General features: G+C 60.9%; 12 protein-coding genes, 1 pseudogene and 1 riboswitch. Of the genes and pseudogenes, 10 read left to right on the top strand and 3 right to left on the bottom strand.

Translation table 11 applies throughout. The features are described 5' to 3' along the window. Positions 1–236 precede the first annotated feature (236 nt). Positions 237–1592 carry an LLM class flavin-dependent oxidoreductase gene (locus NJC38_RS06650; protein ID WP_253112338.1) on the top strand — a complete coding sequence of 452 codons (1356 nt, stop codon included), beginning with the start codon at positions 237–239 and terminating at the stop codon, positions 1590–1592. Between the two features lie 171 nt (positions 1593–1763). Here the strand turns inward: NJC38_RS06650 and betA are convergent. Together betA and betB are read right to left on the bottom strand one after the other, a co-directional pair. Then, a pseudogene (gene betA / locus NJC38_RS06645) lies at positions 1764–3443 on the bottom strand (choline dehydrogenase); the annotation flags it as partial. Between the two features lie 142 nt (positions 3444–3585). Continuing rightward, entirely contained in the window at positions 3586–5058 is a 1473-nt protein-coding gene (gene betB / locus NJC38_RS06640) for a betaine-aldehyde dehydrogenase (RefSeq protein ID WP_253112335.1), read from the bottom strand. 539 nt (positions 5059–5597) lie between these two features. Here betB and NJC38_RS06635 point away from each other — a divergent pair. The 3 genes from NJC38_RS06635 to NJC38_RS06625 all read left to right on the top strand — a co-directional run bounded on the left by NJC38_RS06635 (position 5598) and on the right by NJC38_RS06625 (position 9633). Further along, positions 5598–7544, top strand: a complete 1947-nt coding sequence (locus NJC38_RS06635; RefSeq protein ID WP_253113003.1) for a BCCT family transporter — start codon at positions 5598–5600, stop codon at positions 7542–7544. 251 nt (positions 7545–7795) lie between these two features. Beyond that, the gene (locus NJC38_RS06630; protein ID WP_253112332.1) at positions 7796–9121 is read left to right on the top strand and encodes an LLM class flavin-dependent oxidoreductase; all 1326 of its coding nucleotides are present in this window, start codon (positions 7796–7798) and stop codon (positions 9119–9121) included. Positions 9122–9228: 107 nt separating this feature from the next. Then, positions 9229–9633 (top strand): DUF2251 domain-containing protein, encoded by a 405-nt coding sequence (locus NJC38_RS06625; RefSeq protein ID WP_253112329.1) that lies wholly within the window; start codon positions 9229–9231, stop codon positions 9631–9633. Between the two features lie 41 nt (positions 9634–9674). On the opposite strand, the gene NJC38_RS06620 is transcribed toward NJC38_RS06625, so the two are convergent. After that, positions 9675–11282, bottom strand: coding sequence for a methyl-accepting chemotaxis protein (locus NJC38_RS06620; RefSeq protein ID WP_253112327.1), 1608 nt, complete (start codon positions 11280–11282; stop codon positions 9675–9677). Between the two features lie 302 nt (positions 11283–11584). After that, positions 11585–11685, top strand: a riboswitch (guanidine-I (ykkC/yxkD leader). 65 nt (positions 11686–11750) lie between these two features. Between NJC38_RS06620 and NJC38_RS06615 the strand changes: the two genes are divergently transcribed. The 6 genes from NJC38_RS06615 to NJC38_RS29015 are packed head-to-tail and all read left to right on the top strand — an operon-like array spanning position 11751 to position 15888. Next, a complete protein-coding gene (locus NJC38_RS06615) occupies positions 11751–12818 on the top strand; it encodes a putative urea ABC transporter substrate-binding protein (RefSeq protein ID WP_253112323.1) in 1068 nt (355 codons plus the stop codon). 13 nt (positions 12819–12831) lie between these two features. Beyond that, complete coding sequence (locus NJC38_RS06610; protein ID WP_045491134.1) at positions 12832–13647, top strand: ABC transporter permease; 816 nt, start codon at positions 12832–12834, stop codon at positions 13645–13647. Continuing rightward, positions 13644–14423 carry an ABC transporter ATP-binding protein gene (locus NJC38_RS06605; protein WP_253112319.1) on the top strand — a complete coding sequence of 260 codons (780 nt, stop codon included), beginning with the start codon at positions 13644–13646 and terminating at the stop codon, positions 14421–14423. Before NJC38_RS06610 ends, NJC38_RS06605 begins: the two co-directional genes overlap by 4 nt. Positions 14424–14425: 2 nt before the next feature. Then, the gene (locus NJC38_RS06600) at positions 14426–15139 is read left to right on the top strand and encodes an urea amidolyase associated protein UAAP1 (protein WP_253112317.1); all 714 of its coding nucleotides are present in this window, start codon (positions 14426–14428) and stop codon (positions 15137–15139) included. Positions 15140–15148: 9 nt separating this feature from the next. Then, positions 15149–15775 carry an urea amidolyase associated protein UAAP2 gene (locus tag NJC38_RS06595; protein ID WP_253112314.1) on the top strand — a complete coding sequence of 209 codons (627 nt, stop codon included), beginning with the start codon at positions 15149–15151 and terminating at the stop codon, positions 15773–15775. Beyond that, on the top strand, positions 15766–15888 hold the full coding sequence (locus tag NJC38_RS29015) for a hypothetical protein (RefSeq protein ID WP_290447159.1): 123 nt from the start codon (positions 15766–15768) through the stop codon (positions 15886–15888). The genes NJC38_RS06595 and NJC38_RS29015 overlap by 10 nt, the downstream gene beginning before the upstream one ends. Positions 15889–16141: the final 253 nt, after the last annotated feature.

Genomic DNA, 16141 nt, shown 5'->3' with positions numbered 1-16141 from the left:
TATTGAAGTTATAAAAAATGCCAATCCAATAATTAATTGGAATTAGCTTAGAAAGTTCAGCTGCCCAGGCTCTGGCCCGCGGATGCCAGACAGCGAGGCTGTGATGAAGGCCCGCCCAATAGCCAGAATCATCACGTTTATTTATCATTGCAGGCTTTATATATTTAGCTCTGTTATAACCTTGAGTGCTAAGGATATAGCCGGCTGACCTGGGTCACATCGCTGCGGAACACCTTATGAGTCATACCCCCAAACACATGCGACTGGGCCTGTTCATTCAGGCCGCCGGTCATCACGCCTCTGGCTGGCGCTACCCTGGCGCGCAGAGCGGCAGCGAAAACTTCGCGCTGGTCCGGCGTCTGACCGAAAGCGCCGAGCGGGCCTGCCTGGACCTGGTGTTTTTCGGCGACAAGCTGGTCACCGGCCCGCAGGAACCGCCCTCAATGATCGTGCGCTTCGAGCCGCTGACCCTGCTCGGTGCGCTGGCGATGGTCACCGAGCGTATTGGCCTGGTCGCCACGGCCTCCACGACCTATGGCGAGCCTTACAATATTGCCCGGCAGTTCGGCACGCTGGACCATCTTTCCAACGGCCGGGCCGGCTGGAACGTGGTGACCACCGGCTACGACAGCGCGGCGAACTTCAGCCTGGGCAAGCACCCTGACCATGAGCGGCGTTATGCCCAGGCCGAAGAGTTCGTTGATGTGGTGCGCGGCTTGTGGGACAGCTTCGAGGACGAAGCCTATGTGCGCGATGCGCAAAGCGGTGTGTATCTGGACACCAACAGGATGCACCGCCTGGATCACCAGGGCGAGTTCTTCAATATTGCGGGTCCGTTGAACCTGACCCGTGCGCCGCAGGGCCATCCGGTGCTGGTTCAGGCCGGCTCGTCAGGGCCGGGCATGGCGCTGGCTTCGCGCATTGCCGAGGTGGTATTCACCGCCCAGCAGGACCTGCCGAGCGCCCAGGCTTTCTACCGCGACCTTAAACGCCAGGCGGCAGAGCAGGGCCGTGACCCCGCGCATTGTGTGGTGATGCCCGGCATCATGCCGATCATCGGCCGCACCATGAGTGAGGCGCTGGAGCATTTCGAACGGCTGCAGCAGTGGAATGACCTGGACGCCGCGCTGGCGCTGGTCAGCGATCGGCTGGGGCATGACGTGCGCGGTTTCGACCTGGACCAGCCGCTGCCGGAGCTGCCGCTACCGGAAAACATGAAAAGCCGGGCGCAGTTGCTGCTCGACATGAGCCATAAGGACGGTTTGACCCTGCGTCAGGTCTGTCACCTGGCTGCCGGGGCACGGGGGCACCGGATTGTGGTGGGCACCGCGCAACAGGTGGCGGACGAGATGATTGCCTGGTTCGAGAACGAAGCCGCCGACGGCTTCAATCTGATGCCGGCGCATTTTCCTGAAGGGCTGGATGCGTTTGTCGAAGGGGTGCTGCCGATCCTGCGCCAGCGCGGGCTGTTCCGCGAGCGCTATGAAGGTCGCACGTTACGCGAGCATCTGGGCTTGCCACGGCCGCAGTGGCGTAGACATTTTGTGAGCGACCTTGGTCTGGGCGGCATACCGAAGAAGGGGGCGGTATAGGCCTTCCCGTAGGAGCAGCTTCAGCTGCGAAGCCTTTCGCAGCTGAAGCTGCTCCTACGGGGGGCCGTGTTTGCTACGCGATGCCAGGGTTTAGTGGGCGACCGGCTCTGGCGCTATAACAGCTTCCTGCACCGCCTCCAGGGCCGGGATGCCGTCGGTGTGTTCAGTCTTGCGCATGGGCGCGCGACGTACCGGGGCGCCGTTGGCCTTGAAGTACTTGGCGTTGCTGCGCGGCAGCGGCTGACGACCACGGATGCGATCGGCGATCTTCTCGGCGAGCATGATGGTGGTGGCGTTGAGGTTGCCGGTGATGATCTCCGGCATGATCGACGCATCGACGACCCGCAGGCCTTGCAGGCCGTGGACACGGCCCTGGCCATCGACCACTGCCATATCGTCGGTGCCCATCTTGCACGAGCAGGACGGGTGGAACGCGGTTTCGGCGTGTTCACGCACGAACGCATCGAGCTGCTCGTCGGTCTTGACCTCAAGGCCCGGGCTGATCTCGCGACCACGGTAAGCGTCCAGTGCCGGCTGGGCAATGATCTCGCGGGTAATCCGGATCGCATCACGAAATTCCTGCCAGTCCTGCTCGGTCGCCATGTAGTTGAACAGGATGCTTGGATGCTCGTGCGGGTCTTTTGACTTGATCTGCACCCGGCCACGGCTCAGCGAGCGCATCGAGCCGACGTGGGCCTGGAAGCCATGTTCCTTGACGCCATTGGTGCCGTTGTAATTGATCGCGACGGGCAGGAAGTGGTACTGGATGTTCGGCCACTCGAACTCGGGACGGGTACGGATGAAACCGCCGGCCTCGAACTGGTTGCTGGCGCCGATACCGGTGCCGTTGAACAGCCATTCGGCGCCAATGGCTGGCTGGTTCCACCACAGCAGCGAAGGGTACAGCGAGACCGGCTGGGTGCAGGCGTACTGGATGTACATTTCCAGGTGGTCTTGCAGGTTTTCGCCGACCCCCGGCAAGTCGTGGACCACCGGCACATTGTGTTTTTCCAGCAGTTCGGCCGGGCCGACGCCGGAGCGCTGCAGGATCTGCGGTGAGGCAATCGCGCCAGCGCACAGCAGCACTTCCTTGCGTGCCCAGGCTTCATGAACAGCGCTGCTGTCGCCGATCAGGTAACGCACGCCACTGGCGCGTTTGCCGTTGAACACGATGCGGTCAGTCATGGCGTGGGTGACGATGGTCAGGGTGTCGCGCTGTTTGGCGGTGTCCAGATAGCCTCGGGCGGTGCTGGCACGACGACCTTTCGGGGTCACGGTACGGTCCATCGGACCGAAGCCTTCCTGCTGGTAGCCGTTGAGGTCTTCGGTGCGCGGGTAACCCGCTTGCACGCCGGCTTCGACCATCGCGGCGAACAGCGGGTTGTTGTTGGGCTTGGGCGTCGCCACGCTCACCGGACCTTCACCACCGTGCCAGTCGTTGGCGCCGATGTCGCGGGTTTCGGCCTTGCGGTAGTAGGGCAGGCAGTCCAGGTAGCTCCAGTCTTCCAGGCCCGGCAGCTGAGCCCAGCCGTCGAGGTCCATGGCGTTACCGCGGATATAGCACATGCCATTGATCAGCGACGAGCCGCCCAGGCCCTTGCCGCGACCGCACTCCATGCGCCGGTTATTCATGTGTGGTTCAGGATCGGTTTCATAGGCCCAGTTGTAGCGTCGGCCCTGCAACGGAAAGGCCAGTGCTGCCGGCATCTGGGTGCGGAAGTCGAGGCGGTAGTCAGGGCCGCCGGCTTCGAGCAGCAGGACCGTGACACCAGGGTCTTCGGTCAGGCGAGCGGCGAGGGTGTTACCGGCCGAGCCGGCACCGATGATGATGTAATCGTATTCTTGGGACATAAAATGCGTCCTCTATCATGGGGCAATTGTAGGAGCGAGCTTGCTCGCGAAGGCGGACTTGAAGGCGCTAGAGATGTAGCGCCTGATACGGCCCCTTCGCGACCAAGGTCGCTCCTTGCGCGGTTACTCAATATCGCGTTGTTCAGAAGACGGACGCGTAGTCGCCCAGCTCGACTTGCACCGACTTGATGCGGGTGTACTGCGCCAGGGACGAAATGCCGTTTTCACGGCCGACGCCAGACTGCTTGTAGCCACCGACCGGCATTTGCGCGGCCGACTCACCCCAGGCGTTGATCCAGCAAATACCGGCTTCCAGCTGGTGAATCACGCGATGGGCACGGGTCAGGTCCTGGGTGACGATACCGGCAGCCAGGCCGTAGTCGGTGTCGTTGGCGCGGCGGATGACTTCTTCTTCGCTGTCGTAAGTCAGGATGCTCATCACCGGGCCGAAGATTTCTTCGCGCACGATGGTCATCTCGTCGCTGCAGTCGGTGAATACGGTCGGCGCCACGTAGGCACCCTGTGCCAGTGCACCTTCAGTCAGGCGCTCGCCGCCAATCAGCAGCCGTGCGCCTTCTTCTTTACCCTTGGTGATGTAGCCCAGCACGCTTTCCATGTGTGCGAAGCTGACCAGCGGGCCGAAGTTGGTGGTCTCGATGGTCGGATCGCCAACCCGGATGCGTTTGACGCGCTCGACGATCTTCGCTTCGAACTCGGCCTTGAGCGCGGTCGGTACAAATACGCGAGTACCGTTGGTGCACACCTGACCGGAGCTGTAGAAGTTGGCCATCATTGCGATGTCGGCGGCCTTGTCCAGGTCGGCGTCGGCGAAAATGATCAGCGGCGACTTGCCGCCCAGTTCCATGGTCACTTCCTTGAGGCTCGAAGCCGACGCGCTGGCCATGACTTTTTTACCGGTGCTGGTGCCACCGGTGAACGAGACCTTCTCGATCTGCGGGTGCTCGGTCAGTGCGCTACCGACATCCCGACCACTGCCGGTCAGGACGTTGAACACGCCATCGGGCAGGCCGGCCTGGGTGAAGATCTCGGCCAGTTTCAGGGTGGTCAGGGAGGTGACTTCACTTGGTTTGAAGATCATCGCGTTGCCGGCGGCCAGGGCCGGGGCCGACTTCCACAGGGCGATCTGGATCGGGTAGTTCCATGCACCGATACCGGCGGTGATGCCCAGTGGCTCGCGGCGGGTATAGACGAAGGATGTGTCACGCAGCGGGATTTGCTCACCTTCGATGGCGACCGCCAGGCCTGCGTAGTACTCCAGCACATCGGCACCGGTGACGATGTCGACGTAGCGGGTTTCCGAATAGGCCTTGCCGGTGTCCAGGGTTTCGAGCTGAGCCAGCTCGTCGTTGCGCTCACGCAGGATGTCCACGGCGCGGCGCAGAATCCGCGAGCGTTCTGTCGCGGTCATCGCGGCCCAGATTTTCTGGCCTTTCTCGGCGCTCTTTACCGCGCGGTCAACGTCAGCGGCAGTGGCGCGCTGCACCTTGGCCAGGACTTCACCGTTGGCAGGGTTGATGGCGTCAAAGGTCTCGGTGCCGCTGGCGTCGACATAACCGCCATCGATATAGAGTTTTTGCGTTTCAAAACGGGCCATAGGGTTCTCGCAAGGCAAATGGTTGATTGGCGATTCGCGTCCTGATCCAGATGCAAGGAGCCAGGACTCAGGCGCGATTTCTCATTCGTGCGGTGCAGTGCACCGGCGCATAGGGCCGCCAAAGGTCAGGCCATGGCTGGCCGTGATTAACGAAATTCAGCCTACCTTTTTTATATTGAACAATCAATCAATAACAAATAAGCTCTGCGACAATCTGCCGCTGCTGGCTGTTTCCTTGAACAGTCAAGCAGTCGCAGAGAGGCATTCCGTAAAGTTTGTGACAGGGCATGACGCCAGACGTTCGCGATATTTCGCTGCACATTCGCTCAAACCCTGCCAGCGGCTCCCGATTCACGATACCTGCGCAGACAGGTGGGAGCCGTGCGCCGCCTGATGCGCCCTGACTCATGGATGTCGGCACACATGGGCTGCCGGCTTTAGCCTGCGGCGTTATTCACCTCGCTCTGCCTTGGAGCCGTGCAATGAGTTCTGCCTCCCTGATAAAGGCTTCCACCGAGAAGCCAAGGGTCAACCGCGTGGTGTTCTTCACTTCGGCGCTGTTGGTCCTGCTATTGACTGCCTTGCTGATCGCTGCACCCGAAACCGCTGGCCGTGTGCTGGGGCAGGCCCAGGCCTGGCTGTCGCGCAATTTCGGCTGGTATTACATGTTGATGATTGCCGCTTACCTGGTGTTCGTGATCGGTATCGCGTTCAGCTCGTTCGGTAAACTCAAACTGGGCAGCAAGGATGATCAGCCCGATTTCAGCTACGGCGCCTGGGCCGGCATGCTGTTCTCTTCCGGCATCGGCATTTCATTGTTGTACTTCGGCGCTTCCGAGCCGCTGGACCATTACTTCAATCCGCCCGAGGGCCCTGCGGCCAGCCTGGAGGCGGCGCGGCAGGGGCTGCAATTGACCTTTCTGCACTGGGGGCTGCATGGCTGGGCGATCTACGCGCTGGTCGGGCTGGCGGTGGCGTACTTCGCCTACCGGCACAACCAGCCGCTGGCACTGCGCTCGGCGCTGTACCCGCTGATGGGTGAACGTTGGGTCAAGGGCGTGGCGGGAGATACCGTCGACATCTTCGGCATGTTCGTGACCCTGCTGGGCCTGGTCACCAATCTGGGCATCGGGTCGATGCAGGTGGCCTCAGGGCTGGAGTATCTGTTTGGCATCGAGCACAGCAACAGCAACCTGCTGATCGTCATTCTGGTGATGAGCACTGTGGCGACCATTGCGGCGGTTTCCGGTGTCGAAAACGGCATTCGCCGCCTGTCGAACCTGAACATCGTGCTGTTCAGCAGCCTGTTGTTGTTCGTGCTGTTGGCCGGTCCCACCCAGTACCTGCTCAACGGCTTTGTGCAGAATATCGGCGACTACCTCAATGGCCTGGTGCTGAAGACCTTCGATCTCTACGTGTACGAGAACGCCGCCGCGCGCTCGGAGCGCTGGCTGGGGCTGTGGACCGTGTTCTATTGGGCGTGGTGGATTTCCTGGGGGCCATTCGTGGGCATGTTCATCGCCCGAATCTCCCGTGGCCGCACGGTGCGCGAGCTGGTCGCCGGCGTGCTGTTGATCCCGCTGGGCTTCACCCTGGCCTGGCTGTCGATTTTCGGTAATACCGCACTGGACCTGGTGATCAACGGCGGCGCTGCGGAGCTGGGCAAGATCGCCGTGGAACAGCCGGCCATGTCGATCTATAAACTGCTGGAGTACTTCCCGGCCGCCAAGGTGGTGGTCGGGGTGGCAATTTTCGTCGGCTTCGTGCTGTTCCTGACCCCGGCCGATTCCGGTGCGGTGATGATGGCCAACCTTTCCTGCAAGGGCGGCGATGTGGACGAAGACGCACCGCACTGGATGCGCATCGTCTGGTCGGCGATCATCACTCTGGTGACCATCGGGCTGTTGCTGGCGGGTAACTTCGAGGCGATGCAGACCATGGTCGTGCTGGCGGGGCTGCCGTTCTCGGTGGTACTGGCGGTGTTTATGTATGGTTTGTACAAGGCCATGCAGCAGGACCAGTTGCAGGAACAGACCAAAGCCGAACTGGCCGCTCGCGGGCGGCGCGGTTTTGCCGAGCGGTTGGGCCAGATGGACCTGCAACCTAACCAGGCGACGGTGCAGCGCTTCATGGATCAACACGTCAGTCCCGCGCTCAACGACGCCGTGCTGCAATTGCAGGAGCGGGGTTTTGAGGTGGTCAGCCGGGTAGGGCAGTCGCGCTCGATGATGGGTTTGCGCATTGATCTGGAGGAGGGCAACCCGTTCGTTTACGAAGTCAGCCTGGACGGTTATCTGGCGGCACCGAATGACCTCGGCAGTGACGGCGACAGTGAGCCACGCAGGCGTTTCTACCGGGCCGAGGTGTATCTGTTTACCGGCAGCCAGGAGTACGACCTGATGGGCTTTACCCAGGAGCAGATCACCCAGGACGTACTCGATCAATTCGACACCCACCAGCACCGCCTGGACCGGGTGTATACCTGATCTTCAGTAGATTTCTCGTAGGAGCGGCTTCAGCCGCGAAGGCTTCAAAGCTGAAGCGTATAGCCGCCTGGCCGCTCCTACGAGGTGGCGCCAATCATTTGATGGAAATCAAATAATCAATCATTCGCATGATTTGGAATTAGATTATGTCCAAAGCGAATTTCACACGATCCCGGCAAGTCGTTAGCTTATAACCATATCGGTTATTCAGAGCGATCCAATAGATCGCCAGACGCAAGGGATCGGACACAATGAGCAAGCGACAGATCAAACTCGGCGCCCTGACCATGGGTTGCGGCGGGCCGGGCAAGCACAACCTGTGGCTTGATCCGCAGTTGCCGGCCGATGCCAGTGTGAACATCGACTGGTACATCGACATCGCCCGCCAGGCGGAAGCCGCACTGTTTGATCTGATTTTCATCGTCGACAGCCAGTTCATCACTCCCGGCTCGCCCTCGCATTACCTCAACCGGCTGGAACCGCTGACCCTGTTATCAGCGCTGGCGGTCAGCACCAGACACATCGGTCTGGTCGGCACCCTGACCACTTCCTATAACGCGCCGTTCAACGTCGCCCGGCGTCTGGCGTCGCTGGACCTGATCAGCAAGGGCCGCGCTGGCTGGAATGTGGTTACCAGCGGCGACGCCGGCACCTCAGGCAACTATGGGCTGGACGAGCACTACGACTACGACACCCGCTACAGCCGCGCCCAAGAGCACGTCGAGGTGGTGCAAAAGCTGTGGCACTCCTATGAGGACGATGCCTTCACCCGTGACCGCAGCACAGGCGAGTTTCTCGACACCAGCAAGCTGCACGCCCTGCATCACAAAGGCGAACATTTCTCGGTGGCCGGGCCGCTGAACATCCAGCGTTCGCCGCAGGGCCAGCCGGTGATTTTCCAGGCCGGTGACTCGCAGCAGGGCCGCGAGCTGGGCGCCGCCACGGCGGATGTGATTTTCACCCACGCCGCCAGCATCGAGCAGGGCCAGGCGTTCTACCGCGATGTAAAAGAACGTGCCCGGCGCCTGGGGCGTGACCCCGAGCAGATCCTGATTCTGCCGGGCGCGGAGATTTACGTGGGCGATACCGACCAACACGCCCGGGAAATCGAGCGCCACTACCATCAGCAAGACCACAGCTTCGAACTGGCGCTCAAAGAGTTCGGGCGTAACTTCGGCTGGCACGATTTCAGCCAATACGACCTGGACGCGCCATTCCCGCAAGAGAGCCTGGAATATGCGCGTAGCAGCTTCTTCACCAACGCCAAACGCATTGCCGATCAGGCTCGGGAAAAGGGCTTCAGCTTGCGTCAGGCTGTAGAGTTTGGCCGACAACTGCGGCCGGGGGCGTTTGTTGGCTCGGCTGAAACCGTGGCGGCGAAATTGACCGAATGGTTCGAGGCGCGTGCGGTGGATGGCTACAACATCTATATCGGCCATCCGGGACAGTTCAAGCGCTTCACTCAGGAGGTGATTCCGCTGTTGCAGGAGCGCGGGGTGTATCGCCGCGAATATGAAGGCAGCACATTGCGCGAAAGCCTGGGGCTGGAAATTCCGCGGTTCAGTCGCAGATCATAAGCACTGCACCGCTGTGGCAGCGACCCTGGTCGCGAAAGGGCCAGTAAGGGATAAAAATCCTCCGCCGATGGTCAGCATGTCACTGACATTTTCGAAGGAACAGTCTCATGACGATCTACCTGGCTGGCGAAAGCACCTTGCAGGTTGGAACCCCTTTGGTCCTTGAAGCGCCAGCGCAGGAGGGGCCGTACGTGGTGGTATTTGAAGACGATGAGGACACAGGCTACTTCTACGCCTTGGACACCAGCGCTGACGGCAATCCGATTCAGGATGCCTTGCATATCTACAACGTCAGCAACGTGTCTGACCGCAACCAGCCATCTGCGGTGAAAATCGGCTGGTCCACCGACCATCGCAAGGCGGTGCTGCTGATCAATGATTATCCTCACGCGATTTTCGATTTCGACAGCAAACAGGGTTATTGCCGCAGCGGTTTCCCGGAGCCGGCGGGTAACGGTTGGTCGCAGAAGGGGCACGATTGGGATGACGAGGCGCTGAATCTTTTTGCCTGATCTTTTTTGCCTGGCCCCGGCGCGCGGCGTCGCCGGACCATTCAAAGCCGGAAACGCATCACGCTTGCCTGCATCCCCTCAGCAATATTGCCCAACCGCTGGGCAGCGGCAGCCAGGTCATTCATGACCTGGTTGTTGTCGTGCGCCATGCGGGCGATCAATTCGACCTGTTGCGCAACCTCCTGACTGGCCTTGGATTGTTCGGTGATGGTATGGGAGATTTCTTCGACCACCGTCGCCGACTGGCGCGCGCCCTGACGAATCTGCCTGATTGAATCGCCTGCCTGCGTGGCCAGTGCCACACCTTCACGTACCCGAGAGACGCCGGTCTGCATGCTGTCGACCGCCTGGCCGGTGCTTTGCCGGATACGCTCGATCATTGCGGTGATTTCCCGGGTCGATTGTGCGGTACGTGCAGCCAGACCGCGCACTTCGTCCGCCACCACGGCAAAGCCTCTGCCGGCCTCACCGGCGCGGGCCGCTTCGATGGCGGCATTAAGCGCGAGCAGGTTGGTCTGTTCGGCGATGCTGTTAATCACCTGGATGATCGAGTGAATCTCTTCCGAACTCTGGCCCAGCGCCGTGATGGTTTCTGAAGAACGGTTGACCGCTACGTCGATACCCTGCATGCCGTCCACCACGTTGAGAATCACGTCGCCGCCGTCACTGGCCAGGCGTTCAGACTGGCTGGAGAACGACTGTGCATCCCGGGCATGCTCAGCGATCCTGGTGATGTTGGTGATCATCTGTTCAGTTGCCGCGGCCATGCTTGAAGCGCTTTGCGACTGCTGGCTGGCGCGCTGTACCAGGCTGGTAGAGGACTGTCCCAACTCCTGCACGACACTGTGCAGCAGCTGGTTTTCCTGCTGAATTGCCTGGATCATCTGCCGCAGGTTATCGCGCATCTCAGCCAATGCACGCAGCAGCCGTCCGGTTTCATCGCGGTCGTGTGCGTCAATTTCGCCGGTGAGGTCGCCCTGGGCAATGCGTTCGGCAATACGCATGGTGCTGCCCAGTGGCCGCAGCACCGAACGCAGCAGTTGTAGCGTGCACAGCAACATCACCACAGTGACCAGAGCGATCCCGCCGCTCAGGACGGTGACGCTCTGCTGCAGCGCAGCGCGGCTTTGTTGCCGGGTGGCGTCGGCATTGTTGCTGATCAGGTCGCTGAGTGCTGAATTGCGCTCTTCAAGCTCCTTGAACGTATTCAAAAACGCCGGCAGTTGCGCGCGTGCCTGCTCAGGCGACTCCAGTGCCAGACGAATGATCGAAGTGGCACTGTTTATATAGGCTTCAAGGAGCGGTTGCAGATCACCGATCGCCTGCTTCAGATCGGCATCAAGGGGCAGGGCGAGGTTGTTCCGGACCACGGTACGGAACCACTTTGCATGCTCATCGAGGTCGGCCAGCACCTGCTCCACTTCGGCCTTGTCCTGACGATCGACCAGCAGCGCCGCCAGCACATCGGCACGCAGGGCATCGTGCATCATGTCGCCCTCCATATGATTACGAATCGCGGTCAGGCTGTCGTCATTGCGGGTCAGAGCGGTGTTCTGGACATGCTGCCCGAGCAGCCCGGCGGCACCGAGTAACCAGACGGCGAGAGTGCCGACCAGGCCGAAACCGATAATCTTCTGGCGAATATTCACGATGCGACATCCCTGATTCAGCAGTGTGAGCCAAGCATAGATTGGGATGGGCGGTATTGTCTTGTAGCGCGGCGCAGCACTCAGGCCAAGCAACGCCCTAATGGAGTGCGGTGCGCCCCACACGAGCGCACAGGCCCTGCGTGATCGCTTGCCAGAAAACCGCGCAGCGACGCTCGTGTTGGCCCGTGAGGGCCGACTGGCAAGGCTGCCAGGCTGATCAAAGCGCCTGCCCGACATTTTGGCACGCCTCTGGCATTAGCCTTGGTGTGCGGGAGTAGCGCGAGCTATAGCACCAAAATCTGAAAATGGTTGGCTAGGGTTCCGGCTTGCGAAAGCGAGCGTCAGGTCCGAGAGCTGACGACCTCCAGTTGAGGTTACACGGCGGGATAAAAGCCCGGGAGACAGACCACCTGATGCAACGGGTGTCGCGCTGCTCCTTGTCCGTCCACAGTCAACTGGAGTCCCTCCATGCGAAAGTCATTTGTTAGCGCTGTTCTGGCCGCAAGCCTTGTGCTGTTCGCCAGCCCTCATTCCAAAGCCGCGGTCAAAACCGACTTCGACATCTGCTGGACGATCTATGCGGGCTGGATGCCTTGGGAATATGCCGCCTCTGAGGGCATCATCAAAAAGTGGGCCGACAAATACGGCATCCACATCAAGCTCACTCAGGTTAACGATTACGTAGAGTCGATCAACCAGTACACGGCTGGCCAGTTCGATGGCTGCTCGATGACCAATATGGACGCACTGACCATTCCGGCCGCGGGCGGCGTTGACAGCACCGCGTTGATCGTCGGCGACTATTCCAATGGTAACGACGGTGTGGTGCTCAAGGGCAAGGGCAAGACGCTGCAAGACCTCAAGGGTATGAGCGTCAATCTGGTCGAGCTGTCGGTTTCCCATTACTTGCTCGCCCGGGGCCTGGACACTGTCGGGCTCAAGGAGCGGGACCTGAAGGTCATCAATACCTCCGATGCCGACATTGCCGCTGCCTTCGATACCCCTGATGTGCAGGCGGTGACCACCTGGAATCCGATGCTGGCCGAGATCACCGCCAAGCCGGATGTCACCCAGGTGTTCGATTCCAGCAAGATCCCCGGCGAGATTCTTGACCTGTTGGTCGTCAATACCCAGACCCTGCAAGACAACCCCGCGCTGGGCAAGGCCCTTACCGGCGCCTGGTATGAAGTCATGGCCTTGATGGCCAGCCAGTCAGCAGAGCAGCAACGCGCCCTGGAACACATGGCCAAAGCCTCCGGTACCAGCCTGGATGGCTTCAATCGCCAGCTTGCCACCACCCACTTGTTCGCCACCCCCCAGTCGGCCCTCGCATTCGTGCGCAGTCCGGAACTCGCCAACACCATGCACAAGGTTGCTGCATTCTCCTTTGACCATGGTTTGCTGGGCGACGGCGCCGCAGACAGCGGCGCCGTGGGGATGAGCTTTGCCAGCGGCCAGGTGCTTGGCAACCAGGCCAACCTCAAGCTCAGGTTCGATCCGGCCTACGTGCAGATGGCTGCTGACGGTTCGCTTTGAAAAGGGGCACATCATGCGTTTGATCAATCGCCACCCGGACCGCCCCTCACGCATGCTGCTGATGCTGCTGCCTTTCGTGTTGGTGCTGTTTGCCTATTTTGTCAGTTCAGCCCAGCGGCTGGCTGACAATCCCAATGACAAATTACTGCCTGGCGCAGCGCAGATGGGCGCAGCGATCGAGCGGGTGGCTTTTGTCGAGGACAAACGCAGCGGTGAGTACCTGCTCTGGCAGGACACCGGTTCAAGCCTCAAGCGGCTGGCCACGGGCCTGGCGATCAGTGCGGCGCTGGGGCTGTGCCTGGGGATTGCCTCCGGCGCCTTGCCCATCTTCGGCGCATCGTTGTCGCCGCTGCTGGTGGTGATGTCGATGGTGCCACCGCTGGCGATCCTGCCGATCCTGTTCATTGTCTTTGGCCTGGGCGAGCTGTCGAAGGTGATGCTGATCGTGATCGGCATCACCCCGATCCTGGCCCGGGATCTGGAGCAGCGGGTCCGCGAAATCCCGGCGGAGCTGCTGATAAAGGCGCAAACCCTGGGGGCGACCAGCTGGACGCTGATCCTGCGGGTGGTCTTGCCGCAACTGTTACCCCGGCTGCTCATTTCGCTGCGGCTGGTGCTGGGCTCGGCCTGGCTGTTTCTGATCGCCGCTGAAGCGATCGCCTCGGAAGATGGCCTGGGTTACCGGATTTTTCTGGTACGGCGCTACCTGGCGATGGACGTGATTTTGCCCTACGTGGTGTGGATCACGCTGTTGGCCTGGCTGACCGACTGGCTGCTCAAGACCCTCACACGCCGGGCTTTCCCTTGGTATGAAGGGGCACGCCCATGAGCTTTATCGAAGTCAGCAATGTCTGGCAGCAATACGGTGAGCATGTCGTGCTCGAAGGCCTGAACCTCAGTATTGCCGAAGGTGAGTTCTGCACCATGGTGGGCGCCTCGGGCTGTGGCAAGTCGACCTTCCTGCGCATGCTGCTGGGCCAGGAACGGCCGAGCCGGGGGCAGATCCTGCTCAACGGCCAACCGCTGGTGGCCGAACCCGATTCCAGCCGGGGCGTGGTTTTCCAGCGCTATTCGGTGTTCCCGCATCTGAGTGTGCTGGACAACGTGGCGCTGGGCCTTGAGCTGCCCCGTGCGCCCTGGCTGGGCCGCCTGCTGGGGCGGGCAAAGCGTGAAGCCCGTGAGCAGGCTGCGCAACTGCTGGCCAGGGTGGGGCTGGCCCATGCCCAAGACAAGTACCCCAGCCAGTTGTCTGGCGGCATGCAGCAGCGTCTGGCGATTGCCCAGGCGCTGATCATGAAACCCAAAGTGCTGCTGCTCGATGAACCTTTCGGCGCGCTGGACCCAGGCATTCGCAAGGACATGCATGCCTTGCTGCTGGAGCTGTGGCAAGAGACCGGGCTGACGGTGTTTATGGTGACCCATGACCTGAGTGAAGGGTTCAGCCTCGGCACCCGCCTGCTGGTTTTCGACAAGGTGCGTCTGGACCCACATGCGCCCACGGCCTTCGGCTCGCGGGTGACGTATGACCTGCCGCTCAACAGCCAACGCACCAGCGCCATGTCGGGCTTTATCCCTGAATCCTTATCGCTGCACACAGGAAGCTAATCATGTCTTACACACAGACCATCGCAGAAGACCTGCTGCCAGGCGGCGGGCATCTGTCATTTGTGCTCAAACGCGGGCAAGTCGTGCGGTTTACCGACCTTGAGGGCGGCGCCAATGTCAGCCTGATGCTGTTCAACGCCCATGAGAAAAGCGAGCGGCTGAACCTGCCCGATTCCCTCAAATGCCAGCACACCGCAAAGCTGACCCGCGGCCATTGCCTGTATTCAGACATGGGCCGGGTACTGGCGGCGATCACTCAGGACAGCGCCGGCTGGAGCGACAGCATCGGTGGCGTGCTCAACGCAGACGAGGTGCAAGAGAAATATGGCGTCGGCCGCTACCAGGAACTGCGTAACGGTTTTTACCGCAACGGGACCGACAACTTGCTGGTGGAAATGGGCAAATGGGACCTGCAACTGACCGATCTGACCATGCCGCTGAACCTGTTCAGTCGTGTTGAGGTGGACGAGCAGGGCGGGTTGCACTTCGCCCAGGGGCATTCGCAAGCCGGCGATGTCATCGAACTGTATGCGCCCATGGACACGCTGTTTGTGGTGACCGCCTTGCAACACCCGATGGACCCGGCACCTGTGTACGCGCCCAAGCCGGTCCAGCTCACGTTCGCCAACGCCGACGAGTCGGTGGCCGAGCATTGCCGTACCTCGCGTCCAGAGAACGAGCGCGGCTTTATCAATACCCATCGCCTGTTTGCTTGAGGACTTGCCATGACCCGTAACCTGCAACCCGACACCGCCGCTTTCAGGGCAACCATTGCTGCCGGTGAGCCATGGCTTGGCGAAGTCAAGGCCGGGCAGACCCTGCGCATTCTTGACCTGGAAGGCAATCAGGCAATTGATACGCTGTTCTACAGTACGGCCAACCCCCGCGAGCGTTACGACGTGCAGCGCACGCTGCGCAAGCAGGCCAATGTCTATCTGGGTGAGGGCAGCGTGCTGTACTCCAACCTGGGCCGGCCGATGCTGACCATCACCCAGGACAACTGCGGTCGCCACGATACGCTTGGCGGCGCCTGCGCCCAAGAGAGCAACACGGTGCGCTATGCGCTGGACAAGCGCCACATGCACAGTTGCCGCGACAACTACCTGCGTGCCTGCTGCCATGATGGCCGGCTTGGCAAGCGCGACATCGCGCCGAACATCAACTTCTTCATGAATGTGCCGGTGACACCAGGCGGTGGCCTGACGTTTGAAGACGGCATTTCAGGGGCGGGCAAGTACGTGCAACTGACGGCGCAAATGGATGTGATGGTGCTGATTTCCAACTGCCCGCAGCTCAACAACCCCTGCAACGGCTACAACCCGACCCCTGCGCAGGTGCTGATATGGAACTGAAGCCACTGCTTGAGCGTATCCGCCTGTGGCTGTTCAAGGCCTGTGAGATCCGCGCCGGCCAGTATCGAGGCGAGCCGCCCAAGGCCCCCCGACAACCATCGCTGAGTGGCTAAAGACCTTTCTGTCCGGGGACGACCCCAGGACTTCTTACAACTGCGGGACGGCCCGCAACCCAGTCGAGGCGCTTATGGGGCGTCTCTAAAAACGTAGCCGAGGTAGCCAGCGCAAGGCAAAAACAGGCGAGCAACGGTCGGAGTCGCGCACGACTTTACGGGTTGTAAATGAGCATTGTGAGCCTGTTTTTAACGCAGCGATGGCGCGCGTAGCGCCGCAGGCGTCCAGCCAGCAGGTAGTTTTTAGAGGTGC

The sequence above is a fragment of the Pseudomonas sp. 21LCFQ010 genome (genome assembly GCF_024129905.1).
Taxonomy (GTDB): Bacteria; Pseudomonadota; Gammaproteobacteria; order Pseudomonadales; family Pseudomonadaceae; genus Aquipseudomonas.
This window is presented reverse-complemented; position numbering and strand designations above follow the sequence as displayed.

Excerpts from the sequence above, each read along its gene's own strand:
- NJC38_RS06650 (WP_253112338.1), top strand. The coding sequence starts at position 237 with ATGAGTCATACCCCCAAACACATGCGACTGGGCCTGTTCATTCAGGCC.
- betB (WP_253112335.1), bottom strand. The coding sequence starts at position 5,058 with ATGGCCCGTTTTGAAACGCAAAAACTCTATATCGATGGCGGTTATGTC.
- NJC38_RS06630 (WP_253112332.1), top strand. The coding sequence starts at position 7,796 with ATGAGCAAGCGACAGATCAAACTCGGCGCCCTGACCATGGGTTGCGGC.
- NJC38_RS06625 (WP_253112329.1), top strand. The coding sequence starts at position 9,229 with ATGACGATCTACCTGGCTGGCGAAAGCACCTTGCAGGTTGGAACCCCT.
- NJC38_RS06615 (WP_253112323.1), top strand. The coding sequence starts at position 11,751 with ATGCGAAAGTCATTTGTTAGCGCTGTTCTGGCCGCAAGCCTTGTGCTG.
- NJC38_RS06610 (WP_045491134.1), top strand. The coding sequence starts at position 12,832 with ATGCGTTTGATCAATCGCCACCCGGACCGCCCCTCACGCATGCTGCTG.
- NJC38_RS06605 (WP_253112319.1), top strand. The coding sequence starts at position 13,644 with ATGAGCTTTATCGAAGTCAGCAATGTCTGGCAGCAATACGGTGAGCAT.
- NJC38_RS06600 (WP_253112317.1), top strand. The coding sequence starts at position 14,426 with ATGTCTTACACACAGACCATCGCAGAAGACCTGCTGCCAGGCGGCGGG.
- NJC38_RS06595 (WP_253112314.1), top strand. The coding sequence starts at position 15,149 with ATGACCCGTAACCTGCAACCCGACACCGCCGCTTTCAGGGCAACCATT.
- NJC38_RS29015 (WP_290447159.1), top strand. The coding sequence starts at position 15,766 with ATGGAACTGAAGCCACTGCTTGAGCGTATCCGCCTGTGGCTGTTCAAG.